This window comes from Thermogymnomonas acidicola, assembly GCF_014646795.1.
Taxonomy (GTDB): domain Archaea; phylum Thermoplasmatota; class Thermoplasmata; order Thermoplasmatales; family Thermoplasmataceae; genus Thermogymnomonas; species Thermogymnomonas acidicola.
Genome location: NZ_BMNY01000001.1, coordinates 691,126 through 715,074 on the forward strand (window position 1 = coordinate 691,126; position 23,949 = coordinate 715,074).

At 57.4% G+C, this 23,949-nt stretch carries 26 protein-coding genes; 12 read left to right on the plus strand and 14 right to left on the minus strand.

The features are described from left to right. The first annotated feature begins 86 nt into the window (after window positions 1-86). From IEW66_RS03400 to IEW66_RS03420, 5 genes are all read left to right on the plus strand, one after another. On the plus strand, window positions 87-1,007 hold the full coding sequence (locus tag IEW66_RS03400; protein WP_188680314.1) for a TIGR01777 family oxidoreductase: 921 nt from the start codon (window positions 87-89) through the stop codon (window positions 1,005-1,007). A gap of 60 nt (window positions 1,008-1,067) precedes the next feature. After that, window positions 1,068-2,123: a hydroxymethylglutaryl-CoA synthase gene (locus IEW66_RS03405; RefSeq protein WP_188680317.1), complete on the plus strand. Its 1,056-nt coding sequence runs from the start codon at window positions 1,068-1,070 to the stop codon at window positions 2,121-2,123. Then, window positions 2,107-3,276 (plus strand): thiolase domain-containing protein, encoded by a 1,170-nt coding sequence (locus tag IEW66_RS03410; RefSeq protein WP_229657471.1) that lies wholly within the window; start codon window positions 2,107-2,109, stop codon window positions 3,274-3,276. The genes IEW66_RS03405 and IEW66_RS03410 overlap by 17 nt, the downstream gene beginning before the upstream one ends. Window positions 3,277-3,278: 2 nt before the next feature. Next, the gene (locus tag IEW66_RS03415) at window positions 3,279-3,680 is read left to right on the plus strand and encodes a Zn-ribbon domain-containing OB-fold protein (protein ID WP_188680321.1); all 402 of its coding nucleotides are present in this window, start codon (window positions 3,279-3,281) and stop codon (window positions 3,678-3,680) included. Window positions 3,681-3,749: 69 nt separating this feature from the next. Then, window positions 3,750-4,133 (plus strand): hypothetical protein, encoded by a 384-nt coding sequence (locus IEW66_RS03420; RefSeq protein WP_188680323.1) that lies wholly within the window; start codon window positions 3,750-3,752, stop codon window positions 4,131-4,133. Between the two features lie 2 nt (window positions 4,134-4,135). On the opposite strand, the gene proC is transcribed toward IEW66_RS03420, so the two are convergent. Then, window positions 4,136-4,933: a pyrroline-5-carboxylate reductase gene (gene proC, locus IEW66_RS03425; RefSeq protein ID WP_188680325.1), complete on the minus strand. Its 798-nt coding sequence runs from the start codon at window positions 4,931-4,933 to the stop codon at window positions 4,136-4,138. 173 nt (window positions 4,934-5,106) lie between these two features. Then, a complete protein-coding gene (locus IEW66_RS03430) occupies window positions 5,107-5,271 on the minus strand; it encodes an AbrB/MazE/SpoVT family DNA-binding domain-containing protein (RefSeq protein WP_188680327.1) in 165 nt (54 codons plus the stop codon). Between the two features lie 256 nt (window positions 5,272-5,527). Here IEW66_RS03430 and IEW66_RS03435 point away from each other — a divergent pair, with 256 nt between their 5' ends. Next, a complete protein-coding gene (locus tag IEW66_RS03435; protein ID WP_188680328.1) occupies window positions 5,528-6,721 on the plus strand; it encodes an MFS transporter in 1,194 nt (397 codons plus the stop codon). Here IEW66_RS03435 and IEW66_RS03440 read toward each other — a convergent pair. The 7 genes from IEW66_RS03440 to IEW66_RS03470 all read right to left on the minus strand — a co-directional run bounded on the left by IEW66_RS03440 (window position 6,716) and on the right by IEW66_RS03470 (window position 14,902). Beyond that, complete coding sequence (locus IEW66_RS03440; protein ID WP_188681206.1) at window positions 6,716-8,320, minus strand: formate--tetrahydrofolate ligase; 1,605 nt, start codon at window positions 8,318-8,320, stop codon at window positions 6,716-6,718. The genes IEW66_RS03435 and IEW66_RS03440 overlap by 6 nt on opposite strands. Window positions 8,321-8,383: 63 nt before the next feature. After that, window positions 8,384-9,304, minus strand: coding sequence for a pirin family protein (locus IEW66_RS03445; RefSeq protein ID WP_188680330.1), 921 nt, complete (start codon window positions 9,302-9,304; stop codon window positions 8,384-8,386). A gap of 78 nt (window positions 9,305-9,382) precedes the next feature. Further along, a complete protein-coding gene (locus IEW66_RS03450; RefSeq protein ID WP_188680332.1) occupies window positions 9,383-10,585 on the minus strand; it encodes an MFS transporter in 1,203 nt (400 codons plus the stop codon). A 70-nt stretch (window positions 10,586-10,655) separates the two neighbouring features. After that, entirely contained in the window at window positions 10,656-12,014 is a 1,359-nt protein-coding gene (locus tag IEW66_RS03455; protein WP_188680333.1) for an MFS transporter, read from the minus strand. Window positions 12,015-12,091: 77 nt separating this feature from the next. After that, the gene (locus tag IEW66_RS03460) at window positions 12,092-12,748 is read right to left on the minus strand and encodes a helix-turn-helix domain-containing protein (RefSeq protein WP_188680335.1); all 657 of its coding nucleotides are present in this window, start codon (window positions 12,746-12,748) and stop codon (window positions 12,092-12,094) included. Between the two features lie 26 nt (window positions 12,749-12,774). Next, window positions 12,775-13,869: a CaiB/BaiF CoA transferase family protein gene (locus IEW66_RS03465; RefSeq protein ID WP_188680338.1), complete on the minus strand. Its 1,095-nt coding sequence runs from the start codon at window positions 13,867-13,869 to the stop codon at window positions 12,775-12,777. Beyond that, window positions 13,853-14,902 (minus strand): LeuA family protein, encoded by a 1,050-nt coding sequence (locus tag IEW66_RS03470; protein ID WP_188680340.1) that lies wholly within the window; start codon window positions 14,900-14,902, stop codon window positions 13,853-13,855. Before IEW66_RS03470 ends, IEW66_RS03465 begins: the two co-directional genes overlap by 17 nt. Before the next feature lie 107 nt (window positions 14,903-15,009). Here IEW66_RS03470 and IEW66_RS03475 point away from each other — a divergent pair, with 107 nt between their 5' ends. The 4 genes from IEW66_RS03475 (at window position 15,010) to IEW66_RS03490 (ending at window position 18,943) form a co-directional block, all read left to right on the plus strand. Continuing rightward, complete coding sequence (locus IEW66_RS03475) at window positions 15,010-16,146, plus strand: thiolase family protein (RefSeq protein ID WP_188681208.1); 1,137 nt, start codon at window positions 15,010-15,012, stop codon at window positions 16,144-16,146. After that, window positions 16,143-16,361, plus strand: a complete 219-nt coding sequence (locus tag IEW66_RS03480; protein WP_188680342.1) for a PhlB family protein — start codon at window positions 16,143-16,145, stop codon at window positions 16,359-16,361. The genes IEW66_RS03475 and IEW66_RS03480 overlap by 4 nt, the downstream gene beginning before the upstream one ends. Before the next feature lie 255 nt (window positions 16,362-16,616). Next, entirely contained in the window at window positions 16,617-17,750 is a 1,134-nt protein-coding gene (locus IEW66_RS03485) for a CaiB/BaiF CoA transferase family protein (RefSeq protein ID WP_229657473.1), read from the plus strand. Then, complete coding sequence (locus IEW66_RS03490; protein ID WP_188680344.1) at window positions 17,747-18,943, plus strand: MFS transporter; 1,197 nt, start codon at window positions 17,747-17,749, stop codon at window positions 18,941-18,943. The genes IEW66_RS03485 and IEW66_RS03490 overlap by 4 nt, the downstream gene beginning before the upstream one ends. Window positions 18,944-18,971: 28 nt before the next feature. Here the strand turns inward: IEW66_RS03490 and IEW66_RS03495 are convergent, their stop codons facing one another. From IEW66_RS03495 to trxA, 4 genes are all read right to left on the minus strand, one after another. Then, window positions 18,972-19,118 (minus strand): hypothetical protein, encoded by a 147-nt coding sequence (locus IEW66_RS03495; RefSeq protein ID WP_188680346.1) that lies wholly within the window; start codon window positions 19,116-19,118, stop codon window positions 18,972-18,974. Between the two features lie 62 nt (window positions 19,119-19,180). Continuing rightward, window positions 19,181-20,446, minus strand: coding sequence for an NAD(P)/FAD-dependent oxidoreductase (locus tag IEW66_RS03500; RefSeq protein ID WP_188680348.1), 1,266 nt, complete (start codon window positions 20,444-20,446; stop codon window positions 19,181-19,183). Window positions 20,447-20,617: 171 nt separating this feature from the next. After that, window positions 20,618-21,580, minus strand: coding sequence for an NAD(P)/FAD-dependent oxidoreductase (locus IEW66_RS03505; RefSeq protein ID WP_188680350.1), 963 nt, complete (start codon window positions 21,578-21,580; stop codon window positions 20,618-20,620). Window positions 21,581-21,589: 9 nt separating this feature from the next. Then, entirely contained in the window at window positions 21,590-22,018 is a 429-nt protein-coding gene (gene trxA, locus IEW66_RS03510) for a thioredoxin (RefSeq protein WP_229657474.1), read from the minus strand. Between the two features lie 94 nt (window positions 22,019-22,112). Between trxA and IEW66_RS03515 the strand changes: the two genes are divergently transcribed. Further along, a complete protein-coding gene (locus tag IEW66_RS03515) occupies window positions 22,113-22,493 on the plus strand; it encodes a helix-turn-helix domain-containing protein (RefSeq protein ID WP_188680352.1) in 381 nt (126 codons plus the stop codon). A gap of 67 nt (window positions 22,494-22,560) precedes the next feature. On the opposite strand, the gene IEW66_RS03520 is transcribed toward IEW66_RS03515, so the two are convergent. After that, on the minus strand, window positions 22,561-23,481 hold the full coding sequence (locus IEW66_RS03520; protein WP_188680354.1) for a Rossmann-fold NAD(P)-binding domain-containing protein: 921 nt from the start codon (window positions 23,479-23,481) through the stop codon (window positions 22,561-22,563). An 84-nt stretch (window positions 23,482-23,565) separates the two neighbouring features. Between IEW66_RS03520 and IEW66_RS03525 the strand changes: the two genes are divergently transcribed. Continuing rightward, the gene (locus IEW66_RS03525; protein ID WP_075057361.1) at window positions 23,566-23,859 is read left to right on the plus strand and encodes a hypothetical protein; all 294 of its coding nucleotides are present in this window, start codon (window positions 23,566-23,568) and stop codon (window positions 23,857-23,859) included. Window positions 23,860-23,949: the final 90 nt, after the last annotated feature.

Below are 23,949 nucleotides of genomic sequence, written 5' to 3' on the forward strand. Positions count from 1 at the left end.
ACATGGCCCTGGCATGAATGGTCCCGCCTCAAAGTAAAACGCAGTTTTACACTCCTTTATATCCATGGGGTGCATAATGTTCATATATGGGAGATCCCGTCGTCGTGGCAGGCGGTACAGGCGCAATTGGCAGGAATCTCGTGAGGTCACTTGCCGAGTCCGGCCACAGGGTGGTGATCCTCACAAGGGGCACCTCCAGGGAGGTTGGTGGCACCTCAGTGCAGTACAGGCAGTGGGACCCATACAGTGGCAAGGTGCCTATAGATGCCCTGGACGGGGCCTACGCTGTTGTGAACCTAGCCGGTGCCCAGATCTTTGCACCCTGGAAGGCAGGCTACGAAGAAGAAGTGGTCAGGAGCCGCGTGCTGAGCACCAAGGCAATAGTTGATGCCATGAAGGCGTGCAAGGATCCTCCAGATGTCCTCGTAAATGCGTCTGCATCGGGGTACTACGGTGCCGATGGATGGGATGACCAGCCGGTGACGGAGGACGCCCCGGCAGGGAGCGACTTCTGGGGAGACCTGGTATCGAGATGGGAAGCAGAGGCCATGAGGGCTGCCGACACCGGCAGGCGTGTGGTCCTGCTGAGGACGTGCCCCATCCTGATGGCTGACGCTGGCCCCATGGCAGTCCTCCTCCCGCTCTTCAGGAGGGGCCTGGGAGGCTATGTGAGGCCGGGCAACCAGTGGTTCCCATGGATACACATCACCGATGAAGTGGAGGCCATACGCTTCCTAATGGAGAGGGAAGCTTCGAAGGGACCCTACAACCTCTCGGCACCAGGGATAGTCAGGTTCAGGGAGTTCACAGACCTACTGGCATCAAAGCTGGGCGGGAAGGCCAGGATACCAGCTCCAATGTTTATACTACGGCGCAGGTTCGGCAGGGCAGCCGAAATGCTCCCCAACGGGAAGAGGGTGGTGCCGAAGAGGCTCAATGAGGAGGGCTTCACCTTCAGGTTCCCGGGGCTCAGTGAGGCCCTGGACGACATACTCCGATCCACATAGGCAATTGACGATTTTCATTTCGTGAATAATTATATATAGAATAGCTTTCAACTACGCTGGATGTCCGGTATAGTAACTTATGGATCCTACATTCCCAGGTACAGGATAAAGCCTGAGGAAATAGCAAGGGTGTGGGGTGAGGACGCAGAATCCATCAAGAATGGCATATATATTCTGAGCAAGTCCGTACCTGCACCAGACGAGGACGTGGCCACCATTGCGGTGGAGGCCGCGAGGAACGCACTGAGGAGAAAGAGGATAGACCCTAAGCGGATCGGAGCAATATACGTGGGCTCTGAATCCCATCCGTACGCGGTAAAGCCGACGGCAACGATTGTGGCAGCAGCCATCGGCGCGGACTTCAGGCTCTTCTCGGCGGACTATGAGTTTGCCTGCAAGGCAGGCACTGCGGGTATGCAGAACGTGAAGGCGATGGTCGACTCCGGCTTCATTGAGTACGGAATGGCCATCGGAGCAGACACGTCACAGGGTGCCCCAGGAGACGTCCTTGAGTACACAGCATCCGCCGGTGGCACCGCTTTCATACTCGGCAAGAAGGACGTAATAGCAGAGATAAACGACACAGTCTCTGTTACTTCTGATACCCCGGACTTCTGGAGGAGGGAGGGGCAGCCGTACCCCAGCCACGGCGAGCGTTTCACGGGAGAGCCGGCCTACTTCAGGCATCTCACATCTGCGGCGAAGATGATGATGGAGAAGGCTAACACAACGCCCAAGGACTACAACTATGTGGTGTTCCACCAGCCGAACGGGAAGTTCCCGACGAGGGCCGCGAAGATGCTGGGCTTTGAGGAGTCGCAGTTCAGGGAGGGGCTGCTCACGCCGGTGATCGGTAACACGTATTCCGGCTCCATGATGACCGGCCTCTCAGCGATCCTCGACATAGCGAAGCCAGGTGACAGGATCCTTGCGGTTTCTTTCGGCTCAGGTGCTGGTTCCGACGCATTCGACATAACGGTGACCGACAGGATAGAGGAGATGGAGAGGCATGCGGCACCAACCATAAAGGAACAGCTGAGCAAGGTGAAGTGGCTGGACTACGCGATGTATGCGAAGTTCAAGAAGAAAATAGTGGTGGGTGACGGCATTGAGTGATGTCTACATCATAGGTGCAAGCGAGACAAAGTATGGTGAGCTCTGGGACAGGTCATTGAGGGAACTGGCTACCGAGGCCGGCTTAAAGGCTGTGGAGGAGGCCGGCATCACTGCCAAGGACATACAGATCCTCTACGGGAGCAACAGCCTTGCGGGCTCCATAAGCGGCCAGGAGAACATCGGTGCCCTGATATCTGACTATGCGGGCATAGCGGAGAACCACATACCGTCCGTGAGGGTCGAGGCCTCAACTGCATCGGGTGCCGCTGCTGTGCGGGAAGCATACCTGGCCATAAAATCGGGGGAGTACGACCTGGTCATGGTTGGCGGCGTGGAGAAGATGACAGATATCTACGGTAACGAAGTGGTTGACATAACCTCGTCCATACTCGACAGGGAATGGGAGGCCTTTTTCGGTGCCACTCCAGCGGCAATGGCTGCCATATCCGCCAGGAGATACATGCATGACTTCAATGTGCCAAAGGAAACACTCTCTCTGATATCTGTGAATGACCACCTAAACGGCTCCATGAACCCGAACGCACACTTCAGGAACAGGATAACCCTTGAGCAGGCCATGTCATCAACGCCCATAGCGGAGCCCCTGAACCTTATGGACTGCAGCCCCATGAGCGATGGGGCCTCCGCAATAGTGCTTGCCTCTGAGTCATACGTGAAGAGGAACAGGCTGGACGGCATCAGGATAGTGTCGTCAGGCATATCGCAGGACTACCTGGCTGTACACAGCAGGAAGAGCGTTTACTCCATTGAATCCGCAAAGCTGGCTGCCAGGGATGCACTCAGGCGCTCCGGGAGGAGCCTGAAGGACATCTCCTTCGTGGAGCTGCATGATTCCTATTCGATATACGGTATCCTGCTGCTAGAGGAGCTGGGATTCGCCCAGCCAGGAAAGGCAAGGGAACTCGTGGAGCAGGGCATCGGCATCTCAGACCCCCTCCCGGTGAACCCCTCAGGGGGCCTGAAGGCCAAGGGAAACCCCCTGGGAGCCACGGGCGTTGGCCAGTTCGTGGAGGCTTACCTGCAGCTCAAGGGCAAGGCCGGGCAGAGGCAGGTCAAGGGAGCGGATCTCTGCATGCTGCACAGCATGGCAGGAACAGGCACGACATCCATCGTGCACCTGGTGGGTGAGTGAGCATGGGACAGGTTTCTAGGATATGGAGGGAGAGCGAGCACAGGTACAGGCTCACGGGGCGCAGGTGTGGAAACTGTGGGAGGACCTACTTCCCGCCCAGGGACGTGTGCCCGGTGTGCCACAGGGAATCTATAGGCAAGATGGAACCTCTCGAGCTATCCGGGGACGGCGAGATAGTCTCGTTCACGGTGGTGCATGAGGCGCCGCCCGCCTTCCAGAGGCAGAAGCCTTACATACTGGCCGTGATCAGGCTGGACGAGGGGCCATGCCTCACCGGGCAGATAGTGGACTGTGACCCAGGCGATGTCCAGATAGGTTCCAGGGTCAGGTCAGTCTTCAGGCGCATCTCACAGGAGGGCGAAAGCGGCATAATCCACTATGGCTACAAGTTCACCCTCATGTGATCGCCATAGTGCAGGGGCTCAGAACCTCATATTTTTATCCCATTTTGCTGTAACTTTCATCCGATCCGCATGGAGAGGGAACCATTCTACTTTCGGTCCTACTACCACTGCGTGAAGGGGATGGCCCGGAACCCCAGGGAACTGGCGGATGAGATGGAGAGGATATCGAGGTTCGATCCGGCCTGTGTGCTCTGGCACCTGCAGCAGGGCCACTTTGTGAATTGGCTCTACTACATAGGCGAGGAGCAGCTTGCCAGGTCTATATCAGGGGCGTCGAGCATAGAGGAAGCCATGTCAGTCCTCAGGCAGGGCAGCCCTGAGAAACCCGGGCAGAGGAGGAAGAGAACCGTGGCAGGCACCAGGAAGGCGTCCACCAGGGCCACGGGAAGGGGTGGCGCCAGGAGCACTGAGGGCTCCGGTGGACAGAAGGCGAGGAAGCCAAGGAAGTCCTAGGATCATGGGTCCCTGGAAGCGATCTCCTCTGAGATCTTCCTGGACTTAATGGTGGCACTCTCTATTGCCCTCATGAACGCAGTCCTTATGCCTGAGTCCTCGAGTTCGTAGATCGCGTCTATCGTCACGCCACCGGGCGTCACGACCAGGTCTTTGAGAACAGATGGGTGGTTCCCGCTCTCACTCACAAGCTTCGCAGAGCCCAGGATTGTCTCATAGGACGCTTTAAGGGCAAGGTCCCTGGGCAGGCCAACCTTGAGGCCAGCATACATCATGGCCTCCATCACGGTGAGGATGTATGCAGGCCCGCTCCCGCTTATGGCAGTGAGCGCGTCCATGTACTTCTCCTCCACCTCCATGACCTCACCGAAGCACTCCAGTATCTTCCTGCACTCCCGCTTCTCCCGCTCCTGCATGCCTGGGGCACAGAATACCGTGAAGCCACCGCCGACCCTGGCCGCTATGTTGGTCATGGCCCTCATCAGCCTCCCGTCCCCGGTGTAGCGGGCCATTGCAGAGATGGGGAGCGCAGCTGCCATTGATATTGTCGTCCTCTCCGCTAGCACTCTGGCGTTCCTCTTCACGAACGCAAGGACGTCGTATGGCTTGAGCGAGAGGATAACCACGTCCGCATCCAGTATTGCCTCCTCGCTCTTCGAAGAGACACGGATGCCGAGCCCAGCCAGCGTCTCTATCTTCGATACGTTCCTCCTTGTGGCGGTCACATCGTAGCCCCTGTTTTTCAGCGCCACAGATATGGCCTCACCTATTGTGCCAGCACCCACAACCGTGATATTCATTGTCAGGCAAGTGTGATGCCTGCATGCATTTTTAAATTTTTGGCACCAGGGCACTTTCAGTATTCCCCCACGGGGAATGAGACCCGGATGCTCTTTCTCCGAACCATGGGCAGGCAGCCTGCCATGGCCGTAGGTGGCCTTACCGGCGACCTACACGGTGCATCCGAGGCGCCTCAGGAGACCTTTCTTAGGACGATCCTCTCGCCGTCCCAGAAGAAGCCCAGGATGTCGCCACTCTCCAGGCCCAGCACCTTCCTGGCGTTCACGGGCACAGTGACCTGGAGGCTCACGCCGTTCTTCCTTACAATCACCGATCCTATGAGAAGTACGTCTGGCACCCTTAGGGTGTGACAATAATTCAATTAAGTGTTTGTAAAAAACTCTTTTAAACTTTTGACACCACCCCAGGGATGGGTATCTTCTCTTGTGCGGATCCCTGTGGAAACATTTTATACAGCCCCCACATTCTGCCCGGTATCAGGGCAGGGCCTGTGCACCCCACACCGTGGGCATTCAGGTGTTGGATGCCAGGTGCTGAATGTGCCCTGCTACCGAATAAAGGGGAAGGTTCCGGTTATGCGGCCGTCCGGTTCGTTGAATTCTGTCGTCGCCATCAGGCCGGTGGCCGCTGTAATAGCAGCCGAGTTCATGAGGACGTTCACCAGGTCAGCTGCCTGGATATTCATGCCCCTCTACCTGGAACGTGTGAGGCACATCCCCTACGGCTTCATAGGCCTAATATTCACAGTGGCGTCGATGGCGGCCTTCCCTTTCGCCCTGCTGGGCGGCAACCTCATAGACAGGCTGGGGAGCAGGAAGATCCTGCTGACAGTGTCACCTCTCCTCTCCATAGTCTTCTTCTCCATGTCGTTCCTCGTCTACAGCGAAGCAAGGAGCATATACCTCTACGCTGCCTTCATATCCTCTTTCCCCCTGGCAACCGTGCAGGCCACTGCGGACAGCGTGGTGGTCACCCACGCCACGGAACTGGACCAGAGGATCACTGCCTTCAGCCTTACAAGGATTTCCGCCAACGTAGGGTTTTCCGCAGGCCCAGTGCTGGGGGGCGCTCTCAGTGCTCTGGGTTACCACATCATATTCGCCATGCCTGCCATCGCTGCAATCTGCGAAACGCTCCTCTATTGGGCCATAGTGAGGCAGGACACCAGGGCCGGGGGCGTGGAGGGGGCGGTTTTCCACTTCCCATGGGATGACAGGGTCTTCATACTCGTGGTGTTGCTCGTATCCCTCTCCTGGTTCGGTGCAGGGCAGTGGGGGACAACGCTCACCCTCTTCCTGAGCAGCCAGTACGGGATAAGCAACCTGATGATAGGCGCCATATACGCATCGAACGGAGTAGCGGTTGCAGTGCTGCAGCTGCCCATGAACAGGCTCCTCCGCAGGATCGATGAGGTGTTGAGGATAGGCCTCGGCTCCGTTATATACGGCGTGGCCTTCTTCCTCTACTCTGTGTCGGGCAACATCTTCTTTCTCATAGGGAACACCGTGTTCCTGACCCTTGGGGAGAACACGATCTCACCTGTCATGAACTCCCTGGTATCGAGGATGGCACCCCCTGAGAGGAGGGGTGCTTATTTCGGCACACTGCAGTTCTTCAATGGCTTCATTTCCCCATTGGCACCCCTCATGGGCAGCGAGATGCTACAGTCAATAGGTGGCCACCACCACACCTTCTGGGGCATAATAATGGCCATCAACCTGTCGGTGGCCGCAGCGATACTCTCGGTGAGGAGGCTGAGGGGGGTGAGGGAACGCCTCTCTCTATGAGAGGCCGGTTATGTTTCCCTGCTCATCCACATCTATGCCCTCGGATGCTGGCACCTTTGGCAGGCCTGGCATCGTCATTATGTCTCCGAGCATGGGCACTATGAATCCTGCCCCTGCGGAGAGCGAGATGCTCGAGATCCTGACCTCGAATCCCCTTGGAGCGTTCAGAAGCGCTGGGTTATCGCTGAGCGAGTACTGCGTCTTTGCCATGCACACGTACGCATCTGACATGCCTGTGCTCTCCACCAGCCTCAGGTCTGAGAGGGCCCTCTCTGTGAACGTCACTCTGCCAGCTCCGTAGACCTTTGTGGCTATTGCCTCTATCTTCTCCCTCGGGTCCATGTTCCTGTCATAGGCCCTCCTAATGGTGTAGTCTCCCACCGACCTCAGCACCTCCTGTGCCAGTGCAATGCCCCCTTCGCCACCCTTTGCGTAGACATCGGACCGGGCGTGCCTCACGGAGTGGCTGTCGAGTATCTCCTCCAGGGCCTTCAGCTCCCTCTCTGTGTCAGTGGGGAAGAGGTTGATTGCCACCACCGGGTCTATGCCGAATGACCTCACTATCTCCACATGCCTCAGGAGGTTATCTGAGCCCCTGACAACAGCGTCCACGTCCTCCTTCTCAATGCTACCCGAGCCATGGTGCTTCAGCGCCCTTATGGTCGCTACAATAACGACTGCGTTGACGGAGAACTTCCCCTGCGCCTGGACTATGTCGAAGAACTTCTCGCCACCGAGCTCTGAGCCGAAGCCTGCCTCTGTGACAAGGTAGTCGAATGCGCTCAGCCCTATCAGGTCAGCGGTTATGCTTGACGTGCCGTGGGCGATGTTCCCGAAGGGCCCGGTGTGCACGAATGCCGGTGCGCCCTCCGTGGTCTGGACGATGTTCGGGTCCATGGCGTCCCTGAGGAGTGCGGCCATGGCACCCTGGGCCCTCAGGTCACTGGCCCTCACCACCTTCTTCCCCCTTGCATAGACCACAATCCTGCCCAGCCTCTCCTTCAGCTCCCCTATGGAAGTGGAGAGGCCGAGTATCGCCATGACCTCGGAGGCTGGCGTTATCACGAACCTGTCCGGCGCCATGACCCCGCTTGCCCTTTCCCCGACGCCCACTATTATGCTCCTCAGAGACCTGTCGTTCATGTCCACTGTCCTTGGGAACATTATGCCCTTGGGCTCCATGCCCAGTGGGTTCCCGTGGTACATGTGGTTGTTTATCAGTGCAGAGAGGAGGTTGTGTGCAGCGCTCACTGCCGGAAAGTCCCCGGTGAAGAGGAGGTTTATCCTGTCGCTGGGCTCAACCATGGACCTGCCCCCGCCAGTGGCACCGCCCTTGACGCCGAAGCACGGGCCAAGGGACGGTTCCCTTATGGCGCACGCCGCGTCCTTGCCCAGGCGCCTCAGGGCCTGTGTGAGGCCTATGGTCGTCGTTGTCTTTCCCTCGCCGGCCGGGGTGGGGTTGATGCCTGTGACCAGAATGAGCCTTCCCCTCTTCCTTCCCCTGTACCTGTGGTCGACCTTGCCCATGTACCTGCCGTATGGCTCGAAGTGCTCCCTGCCTATACCGCACTCCTCCACTATGTCCTCTATGGGCCGCAGTGTGCCGGATGGCATGCGTGAGTATATGCAATTAAGTAATTAAAAATTACAAAGACGGGAAATTCACAGGAACACAGGCTCCCTGTCCCTGACGAATGTCCCCCTCTGCAGGTCCAGGAGTGCCTCCTCTATCTGCTCCTGCGTGTTCATTACTATTGGCCCGTACCAGGCGATCTCCTCGTTCAGGGGCCTTCCCGCTATCATGATGAACCTCACCGGCTCCTCATCCGTCTCTATGCTGACCATGTCGTTTTCCCTGGACAGTATATATGCATGCCCAGGCACGAGCTCTGCATCGACCTCGGTGTAGGCCTTTCCGGAGATCAAGAACACGATTGTTGTGTAACCCTCGCCTATATAGTTAACAAACCTGCTCTCCTTCTGCATCGAAACGTCAAAGTACTTGGGGTCTATCCTCCTGTTCAGCTGGAGGGTGCCTTCAGCGTCGAGGTACTTCCCGGCTATGACCCTCACCGTTGAGCCGTAATCGTCCTTAACGACAGGTATCTCCTTCTTCGTCACTCCCCTGTAAACTGGCTTCTTCATCTTCTCGTCTGCAGGTATGTTTATCCAGAGCTGGAAGCCAGTGACGCTGTCCGGGTTGCCTGTAAGCGAGTCCTGGAACCTCGGGTTCCTCCTCTCCAGGCCGTGTGGCATCTCCTGGTGGAATATGCCGCTGCCCGCTGTCATCCACTGCACGTCACCCGGGTATATGGTGCCCTTGTTGCCCACGCTGTCCTCATGATCTGTCCTGCCGTCAAGCTGGTAAGTCACGGTCTCTATGCCCCTGTGCGGGTGCCAGGGGAACCCGTTGATGTAGTCTGCCGGGTTGTCAGAGCCGAAGCTGTCCATGAGAAGGAAGGGATCTGTTATGCTAACTGTCCTCTGGCTCCCGAATATCCTCCTGAGCCTCACACCGGCCCCATCCATCGTGGTTCTGCCGGTTATGTCGTACTGCACGAACTTTACCTTGCCGGATACCATATTTCAATATTTTTTGATAGTATTAAAGGATTATTACCCAAATATGTGTAGCAGATGCCTTCCAGCTACGAACGCGGCTCAGCTGCCCGGGACAGGCTCCTTCCCTGTGTTCCCTATCCTCATGAAGAGGAGGAAGAAGATCAGGCTGACGGATGCCTCGAGGGCCCCAAGCACAAGCCACATGGGCACGAACGAGTGGAACCTGTCAACTATGTACCCGGACATGGGCGGCCCGAAGACAGCACCGAGGTTTATGATGGTCAGGCTCAGGCCACTGAACACACCTACGCCATTCCTTGGACCAACCTCAGAAATGGAGGTGACGTATGCACCGTTCCACGAAACAGAGGTTGCACCAGCCAGGAAGGCGTAGGCCACGTCTGCGGGAAAAACCGGCGGGAGTGCCGGGAGTGCGAGCACCACCAGGCCTGCCAGGCCACCGATGGCCGATAGCAAAAGGCGCCTGTTTCCCCTGAAGAGCCTCTCGCTCAGCACCGCCCACAGGGATCTGCCCGCTATTGCACCCAAAAGCACGACCGAAAGGCTCAGCTCTGCCAGTTCGAGCGCCAGGCCCCTGCCGTGGAGGAATATCACATAGTAGGCAAGGAGCGTCTGCTGCACCCATGCGTAGAACATGGCGGTTATGCTCACCATCAGCAGCACCCTGTGCCTCAGGGCCGACAGGATAAGGCTCCTGAACGGCTCCCTCCTGCCCTTCCTCCCCATGGCATGCGAGTTGGCCAGCATCACTATTGTGGCTATGCACAGGGACGCCATGACAACGTAGTTGATCCTGAAGCCAAGGGCCAGTGCCAGCGGAGGGAACACAATCGCGCCTATGAAGCCGCTTATCGGCACGCCTATCTGCTTCAGGCCCAGCAGCTTGGCGTGGTGAGGGTAGTATGCGTCCATTATGGCCCTGTTGGTTGAGGGCGTGACCATACCGTAAGAGAGACCTATCAGCAGGTAGGAGACCAGGAGTAGGGTGAATCCCCTGGTAAGTGCTGTCATGGCCATGGCCACCGTCATCAGGGACATAGAGAAGAGCAGCGTTGCCCTGGGACCGGCAGTGTCCACCAGGTAGCCAGATGGAATCGCAGCCGCTGAAACCCCCAGGAAGGTGAAGCTCGGGACAAGGCCCACCTGCTCCTGTGTCAGGTCGTATGCCGACTTGAAAAATGCGTCCAGTGGGGAGAAGGAGGTGTTTGCCAGGCTCCCGGCCACCTGGGCGGTCAGCGTGACGCCGAAAAGGAGAAGGGATACCCTACCTGCCCGTGACACAGCATGGCATCTCAGCCCTCTCCTTTACCTTTTTCACAACTGTAAAAATGTTGTTGTTCCCATGCGTAATTCACTGTGCTATCTCCTCCACCATCTTCCTGGTGGTCCTGGGCCCGAGGATCAGGAGGTCTGCGACAACAATTGCAACGAGGAACCATATGAACTCGAAGACCGCCAGGTTACCGTGCGGCTTTATGAAGGCCGCGATCAGGAGGACGAGGATCGATGTGGAAACCCTGCTCAGCGCATAGACGAAGCCTGACGCGGTTGTCCTCACCCTGGTCGGGAACACCTCTGCGTTGTACTGGTGGAGGAAGTTGCTGAAGTTCCAGAGGGCGAATGACGTGAGGAAGCCGAAGACCACTGCCTGCAGCAGGGTGTGGACTATAACGAAGAGTGTGCCGAACGCGCCCCCAAGTATGGCAGACGCTATTATGCCCATCTTCCTCTCGACCCTGTCTATTATGAATATGTTGAATATGCTGCCAACAACGAAGCCGGAGAAGATTATGGAAGCAAAGCCCAGTGGGTCACTCTTCGGGAACGATACGGATATTATGCCCGGCGCGAAGGTTACGAAGCCGTAGAATATGCCTGACTGGAAGAACTGGAATATGGCCATCATGAGGGTTGTGCGCCTCACGTCTGGAGCAAAAATGTCAGCAAACCTCGAAGGCTTCTCCACAATGTTTGTCTTTGATGACAGGGGAGGGAGTTCCTTCAGGTTCAGTTCCCTCTTCACTCTGTCCTCTATCTGCCTCATTATGGCGTCTGCCTCCTTGTAGCGCCCGTGGACCTCGAGCCACCTCGGCGACTCCGTAAGCCTTAGCCTCACTGCCCAGACAGCAAACCCCGCCACGCCCATGATCCACAGCGGTATCCTGAAGGAGTAGTAGCCCAGATGTGATGTGAGCGAGGTGATGTAAACGATGAGTGGTGCTGCCGTCACGGCTATGGTATAGATAAGGGCCAGCCTGGCACCCCTCTGCTTCCCCCTGAACACCTCCGTGCCATAGCTGTCCACCAGCGGGAACTCGCCCCCAACCCCAATGCCGCCTATGAAGACGAACAATGCAACAAGCTGCCACAGAGGCATGAAGCCGGCGATGAGCATGCCGGTGCCGAAGAGCAGCTGGTTGTACAGGAACACGGCCTTACGACCCCTGGCATCGGCCAGCCTACCGAAGAATATTGAGCCAACGAACTCACCTAGGAAGAAAGGCACAGGCAGTGCATAGGTCGAGTACACCCCCTTCAGGGAGAAATAGGCTGCCACGAGGCTCAGTATGGCTCCGTTTCCCAGAAGCATGAGGCTCTCTGCCCACTCCCCACTGGTTAGCATCAGGAGGAAGTTTCTGTGGAACTTACTGAAGGGTAATCTCTCCAGTCTGTCCGCAATGCTCCCCTCATACCCTTTATTCTCTTCCATCCATGGTTGTAGGTGGTGGGTGTATATAATTGGACATTATAACTAATTAAAAAGAAAATGTCCTTGCAGTATCGTATTCAGGTGAACCTTTCCACAATGGCCCTAACGATCTTGCCCTCCGCCCTCCTCAGGTGGTAGAGTGCGGTCACCTTTGATATGTTGAACATGGAGCCTATGCTGTCAGCGTCCAGTTCCCTTGGCCAGCTGTAGAATCCGTGCAGGTAAGCGCTCTTCATAATCCTCCACTCCGTCTCGGTGAGGCCGAGGGCGTAAGGGGTGAAGCCCCTGAGTGTCATGAGTTCGAGAGCTTCGTGCGCACTGCACCTCTGGTACGTGTATGCCTCTATGTCATTCAGCCTCTCAACGCTTGACATTATGCCTTCTGCGTCCCCCCTGGAACTGACTATTACCCTGAACCTCTCGGTTCCGCCTGTGGCGATGACCGGGAACACCAGTGTGCCCCCGCCCAGTATTATGGCATCCATGACACCGTGGCCCTTTTTCCTGCCGGTTATCAGGGTGGCCTTTCTGTCTGCCTCTATCCTGAACTTCGTGAAGTCGCTGGACAGGGCCTTCCTTATCTCCCCAAGATCCCTGGAGAGCGTCAGGGCCGCAACAGAGTTCACCGACGGCTCCATGCGGAAGACGTCCAGTATGAACAGGGAGGCATCGGTCCTGGTTGCAACGGCGGATAGCCCGCAGCTGCTCCTGACCGTGAAGTCCAGAAGATACATGTTAGGATATCAGTGTGTATTTGCTATTAAACATTTCCAGCCCTGCTCTTCCCCTCACCCATCATGCCGTTGCCCTCACCCAGGGCAGGTGCCCTCCCTGGCCGGGAACCGCCTATGGGTATTCCGGGGACAAGGATGCTCCTGCCCCCGTACTCCACCTCGACCATCTTTGACCTCGCGTGCTCGTCAACGAGCAGGTCCCAGGGCCTCCTGAGCTCCGCAAAGCCGACGTTTGCCCTGGCCAGCCTTGAGGACAGTTCACTGGACGGCATTGATGCCACTATCTCGGAGATCCTGGGTATCAGCTCACCCCTTAGCCTGTGCCTCATGGCGTTTGTCTTGTATTCTTCCCTGTCGAGTTCCGGCGCTACCTCCCTGCAGAATGCCTTCCACTGTTCGTCGGTGGTCACAGCCACGAAGACATCCACCCCGTCCGATGTCCTGAAGAAATCGTACACGCCCCAGGAAAATCCCACCTCGTTTAACGGTGGCACTTCCCTTCCTGTGACCTGGTACGTGGCGATGTGCTGCCCCACAAAGAACATGGCCGTCTCGAAGAGTGCCGATTCAACGAACTTTCCCTCACCAGTCCTCTCCCTCTCCATGAGGGCTGCAAGGACTCCTATCACACCGAAAAGTGCTGCACCCATGTCAACGAGCGAAGCGCCCACACGGAGCGGCCTACCGTTCAGGCCGGTCATGTACGCGAGGCCGCTGTGTACCTCTATGGGGAAGTCCAGCGACTTCCTGGCCTCGTACGGGCCCGAGCCGTAACCCTTGATCGATAGGTATATGATCCGGGGGTTCACCTCCCTGAGCTTCCTGTAGCCTAGTCCCAGGGCATCCATGGCACCTGGCCCAAGGTTGTCGATCACCACATCGGAGCCCCTCACCAGTTCCAGGAACTCATCCCTACCAGATGCCTGCCTCAGGTCTATCTCCACGCTCCTCTTGTTCCTGTTGAAGAACGGGAAGGTGCCTGCGCTGGAACCCTCTAGCTCCCTTGCGATGTCTCCCCTGCCTGGCCTCTCCACCTTTATGACCTCAAAGCCCAGGTCAGAGAATATGAGCCCTGCTGTTGGCCCGGCGACTATGTGGCCTATCTCAATGACCCTTACCAATGACATCACCCGCGATCCTTACAACATCATCCACTTTCAGGCACACGCCCCTCCTGGCAGACTCGTCCTTCACCCTTGCCAGGACCTCCCTTATCTCAGCCTCGGACGCACCGATGCCCCTCGATGCCAGTATTTGCTCCACCATTGCCCTTCCGGCATATACGTTGATGCTGAATTCCGACGCCCTGAAGACCCCACTGAAGGCAGCGTGGGTGCCGGCAGTGTGCTTCTGGGCATTTGCGCCGAAGAATGGCAGGTTGTCGAAGAGGAACGTCTCTCCTACCTTGCTGACCAGTATGGACGCAAGGTACCTGTAGGCCTCTGCCAGGGCATCCATGTCCAGGCCATCGCTGCCCAGTGCCCTGGTGGCGAAGTCAGAGACCGCTGCAAGATCCGCTATGCCGTTCCTCTCCCCTATGCCCATAATGGTGCAGTCAGCCCTCTGGGCGCCACTCTCCAGGCCGGCCAGAGTGTTGGCAACCGCAAGCCCCCTGTCGTTGTGGCAGTGCACCTCCACAGAGGCCCCGACACTGGAGGCAACCGCAGAGACCACTTCCCTCATCCTGCCTGGTGTGGCCTGGCCGAGTGTGTCCGGAAGCTGTATGATGTCTACACCAAGCGAGTCCAGGCGCTTCGAAATCTCGACTATCCTCTCCAGGCTCCACTCACTCACGTTGACCACGGCAACGGCAACGGGCCGCCCTGTGGACCTGGCGTAGCGCACCGCCTCCATGGCCCTGTCCAGGTGGCCGAGGTCGAAGGGCAGGTGCATCGCGATGCCCGCGCCTGTCCTGAATACCGTTTCTGCGTCCTGAACGGTCGTCCTCCCAAGGCCGAATACCTCCCTGAACAGCCGCATCTCAACGACCCTTTCAGTGAACTCGGCCTCAGAGGGGTGGGCAGGGGGGTAGGCAACTATTGCAGACCGCACCCCTGCTCTTGATATCAGGCCTGCCAGCCTTAACCTCTCCTCCCTGCTGTACGCAAGGCCAGGGGCCTGCATGCCCTCCCTCAGTGTATCGTCAACAATCATGATGGTGAAAGCGGTGAACGCGTATTCAAAGAATACTCTAACCTATTAGCACCATGCCTGCAAAAAATGAATAAGGTAAGTGCAGATCATTGAATGAGGACGCAGAGATGTCGGCAATAGTTGCATCCGGCATGACCAGGTTCGGGAAGAGGAAGGAGGACCTCCTGTCCCTGGGGGGCGAATCTGCCCTCCCTATACTCAGGAAGTACAGGAGTGATATCGATTTCCTCCTTGTATCGAACTCCTACTCTGGTGAATTCAACTCAATTTCAGGCATCAACACGCTGCTCGCCACCTACCTGAGCCTTGACGGCGTCCCTTCCCTGCGTGTGGACAACACCAGTGGCAGCGGTGGCACAGCAATCTTCCTCGCTGACATGCTCATCAAGTCAGGCCAGGCCCGGGCGGTGCTTGTTACCGGCCTGGAGAAGATGTCCACCATGGACACAAGGCACGTGACATCAGTCATTGCGTCACTCCTGCCAGAGGAGGAGAGGCGGCAGGGGCCGTCCCTGCCATCGCTGGCCGCACTGCTGGCCCAGCTATACATGAGGCGGTACGGCGCCAGCAGGGAGAGCCTGGCACAGGTTTCAGTGAAGAACCATAGGAACGGTGCAGCCAACCCTTATGCGCACATACAGAAGGAGGTTACACTGGAGGAGGTCATGCAGTCCCCAGTGGTTGCGGAGCCACTGAGGCAGTACGAGTTCAGCCCCATAAGCGACGGGGCAGCATCGGTGCTGGTGGTGGGCGACGGGGATGCGGAGAGCTTCACAGACAGGCCAGTTTACATAAAGGCGGTATCTCTGGCCAGCGACAGTGCATCCGTCACGGCGAGGGGAGACCTCATGGGCCTGGAAGCGGTGAGGAGGGCCGGGAGGAACGCAATGAGGCTCTCAGGAATATCCAAGCCGGATTTCGCAGAGCTCCACGACATGGCCACTGTGCTTGAACTTGTCCAGATGGAGAGCCTGGGGCTCTGCGAGCCAGGGGAGGCATGGAAGATGGTGCTGGAGGGCGAGACCGAGGTGGGGGGGAGCATGCCTGTGAACACCAGCGGGGGCCTCAATTCAAAGGGCCATCCGATAGGTGCCAGTGGCGTGGCGCAGGTCGTGGAGGCCTTCTCTCAGATAAGGAAAGAATGCGGTGGTAGGCAGGTCAAGGACGCAAGGACTGGCCTCTGCCTGAGCATGTCCGGGTTCGGGAACAGTGCGGCTGTCACGGTGCTGGGTGATGAGCCATGATGGTGAGCGAATGTGCCAGGTGCAGGGCACGCTGGTTTGTGAGGCGCCTCATGTGCCCGAAGTGCGGGTCTGAGGAAATCCGTGCAGTGGAAGTCCAGGGTGAAGAGGAGGCCTCAACGAGGCTCCTCGTCACTCCCGCTGGGTTACCTGAAAGCTACAGGGTGAGGCTGGTGAGGGCAGACAACTGTTTCTACCTGGAAATGCTGAATGAGTGATCCCTGTCGGTACCAGGGCCTGGGTTTCACGGAACACAGGAACTTTTTTATCGTCAAAGCACTGTTAAACACTGGCATCCGATACGCGGTACATGCGGAGCAAGGGTGGGGCCGCAGGCGAATCCGGCACGTGGTCATGGTCGACCTGCGGTAAATGGCCAGTGCAGGCCCCCGTTTGGGCCTCAGGGCCTTTGTCTCCCTGCCTGCACACCCTGCTTTCGCTGTGCCCTGGTTCAGTGGTGATGGGGTGATCGAGTGCAGTCCTCACTTGGTGGTATAAGGGTGGTAGACTTCACGGTGGCCATGGCGGGGCCCTACTGCACCATGATGCTGGGTGACCTAGGTGCTGAGGTAATAAAGGTCGAGCCTCCGCAGGGAGATGTGACCAGGTCCTGGGCGCCCCCGTATATAGCCGGTCAGTCCGCTTACTTCCTGAGCGTGAACAGGAACAAGAGGAGCATATCTGTGGACCTGAAGGACGAATCGAACAGGGAGAGGGTAAGGAAGCTCATAGCATCGTCCGACGTCGTGGTGGAGAACTTCAAGCCGGGAGTTATGAGGAAACTGGGCCTTGACTACGAGAGCGTCAGGCAGCTGAACGAAAGGATCATATACTGCAGCATTTCCGGCTTCGGGCAGACAGGCCCCAGGGCGGAGCAGCCGGGGTTCGACCTCACGATATTGGCAATGAGCGGACTGATGAGCATAACAGGTGAGCCCGAGAGGCCACCGGTCAAGTTCGGCGTTCCGATCGCGGACATAGTCTCTGGATTGCATGCTGCAATAGCCATAGTGGCAGCAATCAGGCACAGGGACAGGACAGGGGAAGGCCAGTACATTGACATGTCCATGCTCGAAGCCAACATGTCTGTGCTGACACACCAGGCCTTCAGCTACTTCGCAACAGGCAGGGACCCGGAAAAGCATGGCTCTGCCCACTCCAGCATAGCACCCTACCAGGTCTTCAGGGCCTCTGACGGGTACATCGCAGTTGCTGTGGGAAGCGAGAAGCAGTGGTCATCGTTCTGCAGGGCAATCGGGAGGGAAGACCTTGAGAGGGATGAGAGGTTCAGGACAAACCCTGACAGGGTGAGGCACAGGGAGGAACTTGTGGCAGAGCTTGAAAGGGTCTTTATCACCAGGGACAGGCAGTACTGGGTGTCAGCACTCATGGCTGCGTCTGTACCAGCTGCCCCTGTACTCAACGTTTCAGAGGCAATGCATGACGAGCAGGTCAAGGCGAGAGAAGTGGTTGGTGAAATCGACGCAGGTTATGGCAGGGTACCCGTTATATCCTCACCGTTCAGGATGTCAAAGACACCCGGGACTGTTAGGCTCCCTCCTCCCCTGCTGGGCCAGGATAACGAGCTGCTGGAGGAAGTGCAATGATGGAGAGGAGTAGCCTGGGCAGGGACGTTCTAATGATATCGTTCTCTGCCTTCTTTGCAGACCTCGGTTATCAGGCCGTTATAGCGGGGTATCCCCTCTACCTAACCGTTGCCCTGGGCGCCCCCGTTTTCGTTTATGGGATCGCAGAGGCCCTCAACTACGGTGTGGGCTCACTCTTCTCCTACATAGGTGGCAGGATCTCGGACAGGTTCGGCAGGAAGAGAGTCGCTATTGTGGGGAACAGCTTGATACCCATTCTCTCTTTCACAGGCCTTGTCAGGTCAGTACCCGGCGCAGTGGCGACATTTGCATCCGGCTGGTGGTCCAGGAACTTCAGGTCCCCTGCGAGGAGGGCACTCCTGGCCTCGGCGGCTGGGCCAGAGGACCGATCGAGGGCCTTCGCCTTCCTCCACTCCCTCGACGTTGGTGGAGGCATGATCGCAACGGTTCTGGTAATACTCCTGCTCCTCATCCGCCTGCCGCTCTATGAGATCTTCCTCTTCACTGTGCCACCGCTTGTCATATCGACCCTCCTCCTGGTGCCTGTCAGGGACAGCGGCAGACAGGCAGAGGGGGCCGGCTCGCAGGGCAAATACGTGATGAGCCGCGCAGCCTTCTTTTCAGTACTTGCCGGCACTGCACTGTTCGGGTTCAGCTACTACAGTGCGGGCTTCACGATCATCGTGTCGGAGCGCATCTCAGGCAGCGAGGAACTGGGTGTGCTCTCCTACACGATCCTGATGGCAGCCTCATCACTCACGGGCTTTGCCCTGAGCAGGTTCCGCCTCAGGAAGGACCTCTTTCTCCTCTCCCTCCCAGGTTACCTCCTGGCGGGCATCTCATCACTGGGCATATCGGCCTCCATAGTCTTCGGCGCAGGCCTGCCTGGTGTCTACACAGCCGTTGCCCTCCTTGGTGTATCCCTCGGTTTCGTTGAGACGCTCGAGCCCACCATAATTTCGAGGGCAGTCTCAGCATCTGGCACTGGGCGTGGTATGGGCTCTCTCTCCGGCATGAGGAGCGTTGGGCTCTTCCTCTCGAACCTCGCGATGGGAACGCTGTTCAGCGTGCAGCCATACTATGCATTCTACTATGCCACCGCAGTCTCCACCGCAGCGGCCATACTGGTCATGTGCGGCAGCATTCTCGAGAACAGGTGGAAAAATAATGGCGCCCCGGCAACTGTGAACTGACCGGGGGGCCCTTCCCTTCAGTGCACACTCAGTCTGCGTTGCCGTGCTCGAAGTACTCCTCAAGGCCGGCTGTGCCCCTTTTCCTCCTCAGCGCTATCCTTATGGCTGTCTCGGCGTCCATGCCGTACTCCATCAGGGACTCAAAGGTCTCGTCCTCTATCTCCACCCTCTTCATTGAGTGACTGAGTTTGTCATTGTATTAATAATTTGCTGAAGTCTGCATCGCTTATTGACGGATCAAATCACCATATGCTCCCTCGGAACACGCCTCTCCTCCACCCCCAGGTCACTTACCCTGACCCTCTCTCCGTTGTAGAGTTCCGCAAACTCTTTCCCGCCAAGGAGTGCAGAGACGATCCTGCCCGCCGCGTCCCCCTTCATGATGCCGCTTCCGCTGGTGCCTGTGGCCACGATCACGTTCAGATCCCTGAAGATGTAGTGTGTCCTGTCGATGGTGTTGTAGGCGTAGTGGCCAGCCCACATTGAGGTAACGCGGGCCGATGACAGTATGGGGAGGTATGAGCGTGCAACGGGGAAAACGCTCTTCTCATAAAACTCAGGCTCTGGCTGCGGATCCTCTGTGAAAGAAAAGTCCCTGCCGTACTCGTCAGCCACAGAGATCCACAGTGACCTGCTCCTGGGCTCCGGCCTCATGTACACCCTGTGGCTGGGCAGGACGACGAAGGGCACAGTGTCAGCGCCTTCAACCATGGGGTGCTCCACGAACCTCCCGATCTCCGGGCCAGAGACCTGGAAGACCTGCCTCTTCTTTGGCCTAATATGGCTATCTATGCCTGTTGGGTCAAGGAGTGCGGTTGTCCAGACGTCGGTGCAGAGCACGTAGGTGTCCGCAGAGACCTCCCCGGAGCTCGTCTGGAGGCTCCTCACGGTCTTTTCCTGCCACAGGAAGGGCTCTCCGGGATAGTTGAGTGGCTTCACCGGTTCAAGGGCAACCCTCTTCACCTCAGTCCCGTACATTGCCTCCACACCCATCTCCCTTATCTGTCTGTCGTAGAACCCGCAGAGCTTGTCCGGCTCTATGATTCCGCAGTTCAGGCCCAGGAGCCCACCTTCAATGTCCGAGAGGCCCATGAGCTCAGCCTCCGACCTCTCAGGCCTGAGTCTGAACCCCATCTCCTCGATCTCATGCTTGTCCACAAACCTTGACCTGCTCTTTGCCGCTGCCTCCCTCGTATACCCAGAATCCAAGGCACCGCTCCCGAGTAGGAAGAGGTAGCCGGTGAACTTCATGCCTATGTCGTGGTGCAGGTCTTCCTGCACGTGCCTGTAGAAGGAGATGGAGGACGAGGCGAGCTTCCTGTTCATCTCGGATGAGAAGACGTCCCTGAAGCCTGCCGCACTCCTCCCTGTGTTCCCCTGGGCGAAAGTGCTCTTCCTCTCCAGAAGTGCAACCCTCATGTCCGGGTTCTCCCTCTTGATATGGTAGGCCGAGGAGAGGCCAGTTATCCCGGCGCCGACCACCACAACGTCGAACTTTTCCATGCCGCTTTATATTGAAACACAAATTAATTTGTTTCACTCCGCGGGATATGAAGAAACTGGATAACAGCTCCAGTCTCCGTGCACCGACTGAAAGAGAATGGGCGCTCCATTGGCCGGGCATTCAGGGGGAAGGCCCCTCCATGGGGCCGTCCAGGCACCCGGCCAGAACCACTAGCCTGTTACCTTGATGTCCACGGTCCTCCAGTCAGTATTAGAGGCGTGCTTCCCGCGCTTCTTCTGGAGGTAGTTGTATGCGCTCAGTGCAGCCGTGGCACCCTGTCCGGCGGATATGACCACCTGCTTGTACGGCATCTGCGTTATGTCGCCTGCCGCAAACACACCCTTCCTGGACGTCTGGCCGAGGCTGTCCACTATTATCTCGCCTTCATCATTCATTTCCACGAAGCCCTCCAGGAACTTGCTCCTGGTGACGTACCCCATCTCCACGAAGACTGCCTCGCCCTCTATCCTCTCCTCCTTCCCCCCGCAGACTGCAGTGACACCCCTCACTGTGGCATCACCCTCTATGCTCCTGACCTCGCACCCTGTCCTGAAGCGGACATTGTTCCTGGACTTGAGGGCCTGGAGCAGCTCCGGGTCGCCCCGCACTGTGTTCGGCCTCTGCACCACGGTCACGCCAGAAGCGACGCCTGAGAGGTACAGGGCTGCCTGCAGCGCGTGGTCCCCGTGGCCCACGAGTATCACTTCCTTCCCCCTGTACAGGGGTCCATCACAGACAGCACAGTAGGACACTCCACGCCCCTTCAGCTCGCTCTCACCCGGCACGTTCAGGTCCCTGGGTGTCTTGCCGAAGGCCAGTATAAGGGCCTCAGCCTCGAAGGACGCCGTGGTAGTCTTAACCGTGAACCTGTCCTCGCCACTGACGGAGACGACCTCGTCGTAGAAGAACTCTGTGCCGTAGAGGCTGGCCTGCTCCTGGAAGATGGACATGAGTTCGAAGCCGCCTATGCTCTTGAAGCCGGGGTAGTTCTGTATCTCCGTTGTGAGGAGGGCCTGCCCTCCGATGTCCTTGGTTATCACCAGGGTCTTGAGCCCCTGCCTTGCCATGTAGAGGGCAGCCGTGAGGCCAGCGGCAGCTCCACCGACCACGATCACGTCGTATTTGCTCTCCATCAATCTACCTCAGTTCAGGACGAAATTCCTCTTTATCTTGGTCTCCAGGAAGGCCCTGGGCACAGCCCCTATCACCGCGTCCACCGGCTTGCCGTTTGCGAAGAACATGATTGTGGGTATGCTCCTTATCATGAACCTCGAGGCAACCATGGGGTTATCGTCCACATTCACCTTTGCGAAGTCGATCTTGCCGGCGTAGTCCTTCGCAAGCTGCTCCACTATGGGCGAAACCATCCTGCACGGGGCACACCAGGGTGCCCAGAAATCTACGACGACATACCTCTTTGAGGACACAAAGCTGTCGAAATCGCTGTCCGTAAGCGGAACAGGCTCAGTGTTCACAACTCTCACCTCCATACTAGGCTCTCTGCCCTGGGACATGAACTGCCTCAGCATGCGTTCCCTTATCCTCTGCAGTTCCTCATCATCAGAGGGCATCTTTACCAGACCTGGATTTTGAGCTGGCTTATATTTTTTGTTATTGCAAATGACATGCAATACCGTTTAATATGCATTTTACATTACCTCAAGCATGGAGATGCCCACATCACTCCTGGACAGGAGTGCCAGCTGCTCTGACTTCCTCTCCTGCCTCTTCGCACTCAACGCAACTGACGTGTCCGTACTGTTCTCACTTTCGTCCGCAAAGAAGGCGACGCTGGACAGCATAGCGGAGATCACAGGGAGGGACAGGACCACGGTCTTCAGGAGCCTTGAGAGGCTGATAAGCGCCGGCTTCGTGACAAAGACCTCCTCAGTGGTGGACGGCGGGGGCACCAGGAACCTTTACTCGGTCGTTTCGGAGGAAACGCTCATGGAGACGATAAGGTCCAGGGCTAGGGCTGCGGTGGATAACATACTGGAAGCGGAGAAGAGGGCGGAGGAGGAGCTCCGCCGGCACCTCTACCAGTAGCCTGGATGGGCCCTGCAATTCTGGCTTGCATGCCTGGCCACAGTACACGGGCGGCCCGGGCCCTGCATCAACTGTCGCCGGTTACGCCCATTTTCCTCAGGAGGACGTATGCTGCTGCCAGGTCTTCCAGGCCTATCCCCATGCTCTTGAACACCACCCTATCCTTCCTGTACGCTTCAGGTTTCACCATGAAGTCCTTCAGCTCAATGAGCCTCTCCCTGCCGTGTTTCCTGACGTAGTCTATCACCTCGCCGCTCTCAAGCAGCGCCTGCTCAAGGTGCTCCACCACTATGAGCTCGCTGCCCTCCAGCACGTCAGGCGCAGCCTCCCTCCTGTTAGGCAGGTTACCTCCTGCGAGGTTGACTATGTACCTGTCAGGGAGGTCACCGCGGCTGAATATGGCCTCGTTTGAATCGGTGATGCTGTTCACTATATCAGTATCCCTCAGGGCCCTGTGCACGTCGCTGAATGGCTCTATGCCGAGGCCCGTCACCTTTGACATCCTCTCTGCAAACTTCCTGGCGTTCTCAGGGTGCCTAGAGTAGACCCTGACCTCCTCGAACTGGAATACGGAGCACATAGCTGTGAGCTGCGTCTCTGCCTGGAAGCCGGAACCTATGACTGTGAACACCTTGGGTTTCCACGTGATCGCCTCCCTGGTGAACATGGCCGGGAGTGCTCCCGTCCTGACCTGGCCGAGCCTGTTCGCCTCTATCACAGCCATCAGTTCCATCGAATCAGTGTCGAATACGAGCACAACGAACCTGGCGCCCCCCTTGCCCGCTATATACGTCTTCAGGCCAGCCATGTGCCTGTCCGCGTACAGGGCCGGCATGGTGTTCAGCACCATGCCGTCACCGAAAATCCTATCCCTCGGGCTGCTCTTTGACCTCCCTGAACCGTACGAAAGGAATGCGTTCCTCAGTTCCTCGATGACATCCTTCACACTCAGGTTCCTGTCCACTTCCTCCTCTGTTATATAATGCATAGAACCATATTGCAAATAATACAATAAAGGTTGGATCGCGGCAACCAAGGTAAAAGTAAATGTAACATGCGGGGATGTTCAGCCATGTCCAGAAAGCCATCCATTGAACTGCAGAAGCTCAGAAAATACGTGATGGCCAACTCATCTTACAGCCTGGAGGAAAAGGGTAGGGAAATAGTGCTGAGGTTCGTGCCAAACTCCCCTGAGCAGATGGCGCACTTTCCAGAGGGCCAGCCGGTCGAGCACCTTATGTTCGGGTATGTGGAGGGCGGAAGGGTGTTCTTCTACAGGTTCACCACAATAAGCAGCTTCGGAGAGACAACAACCGAGCTGGACGGAGAGGACGACCCTGTCATGGAATGGCTCAAGTACATCTGATCCGCAGGCAGGATACTGCAGTGTTTGGAATCCTTCAGTAGAAAGGTGCATGGTCGCACGCCACGCAGGTGGGATATGGGTCTGCCCCTC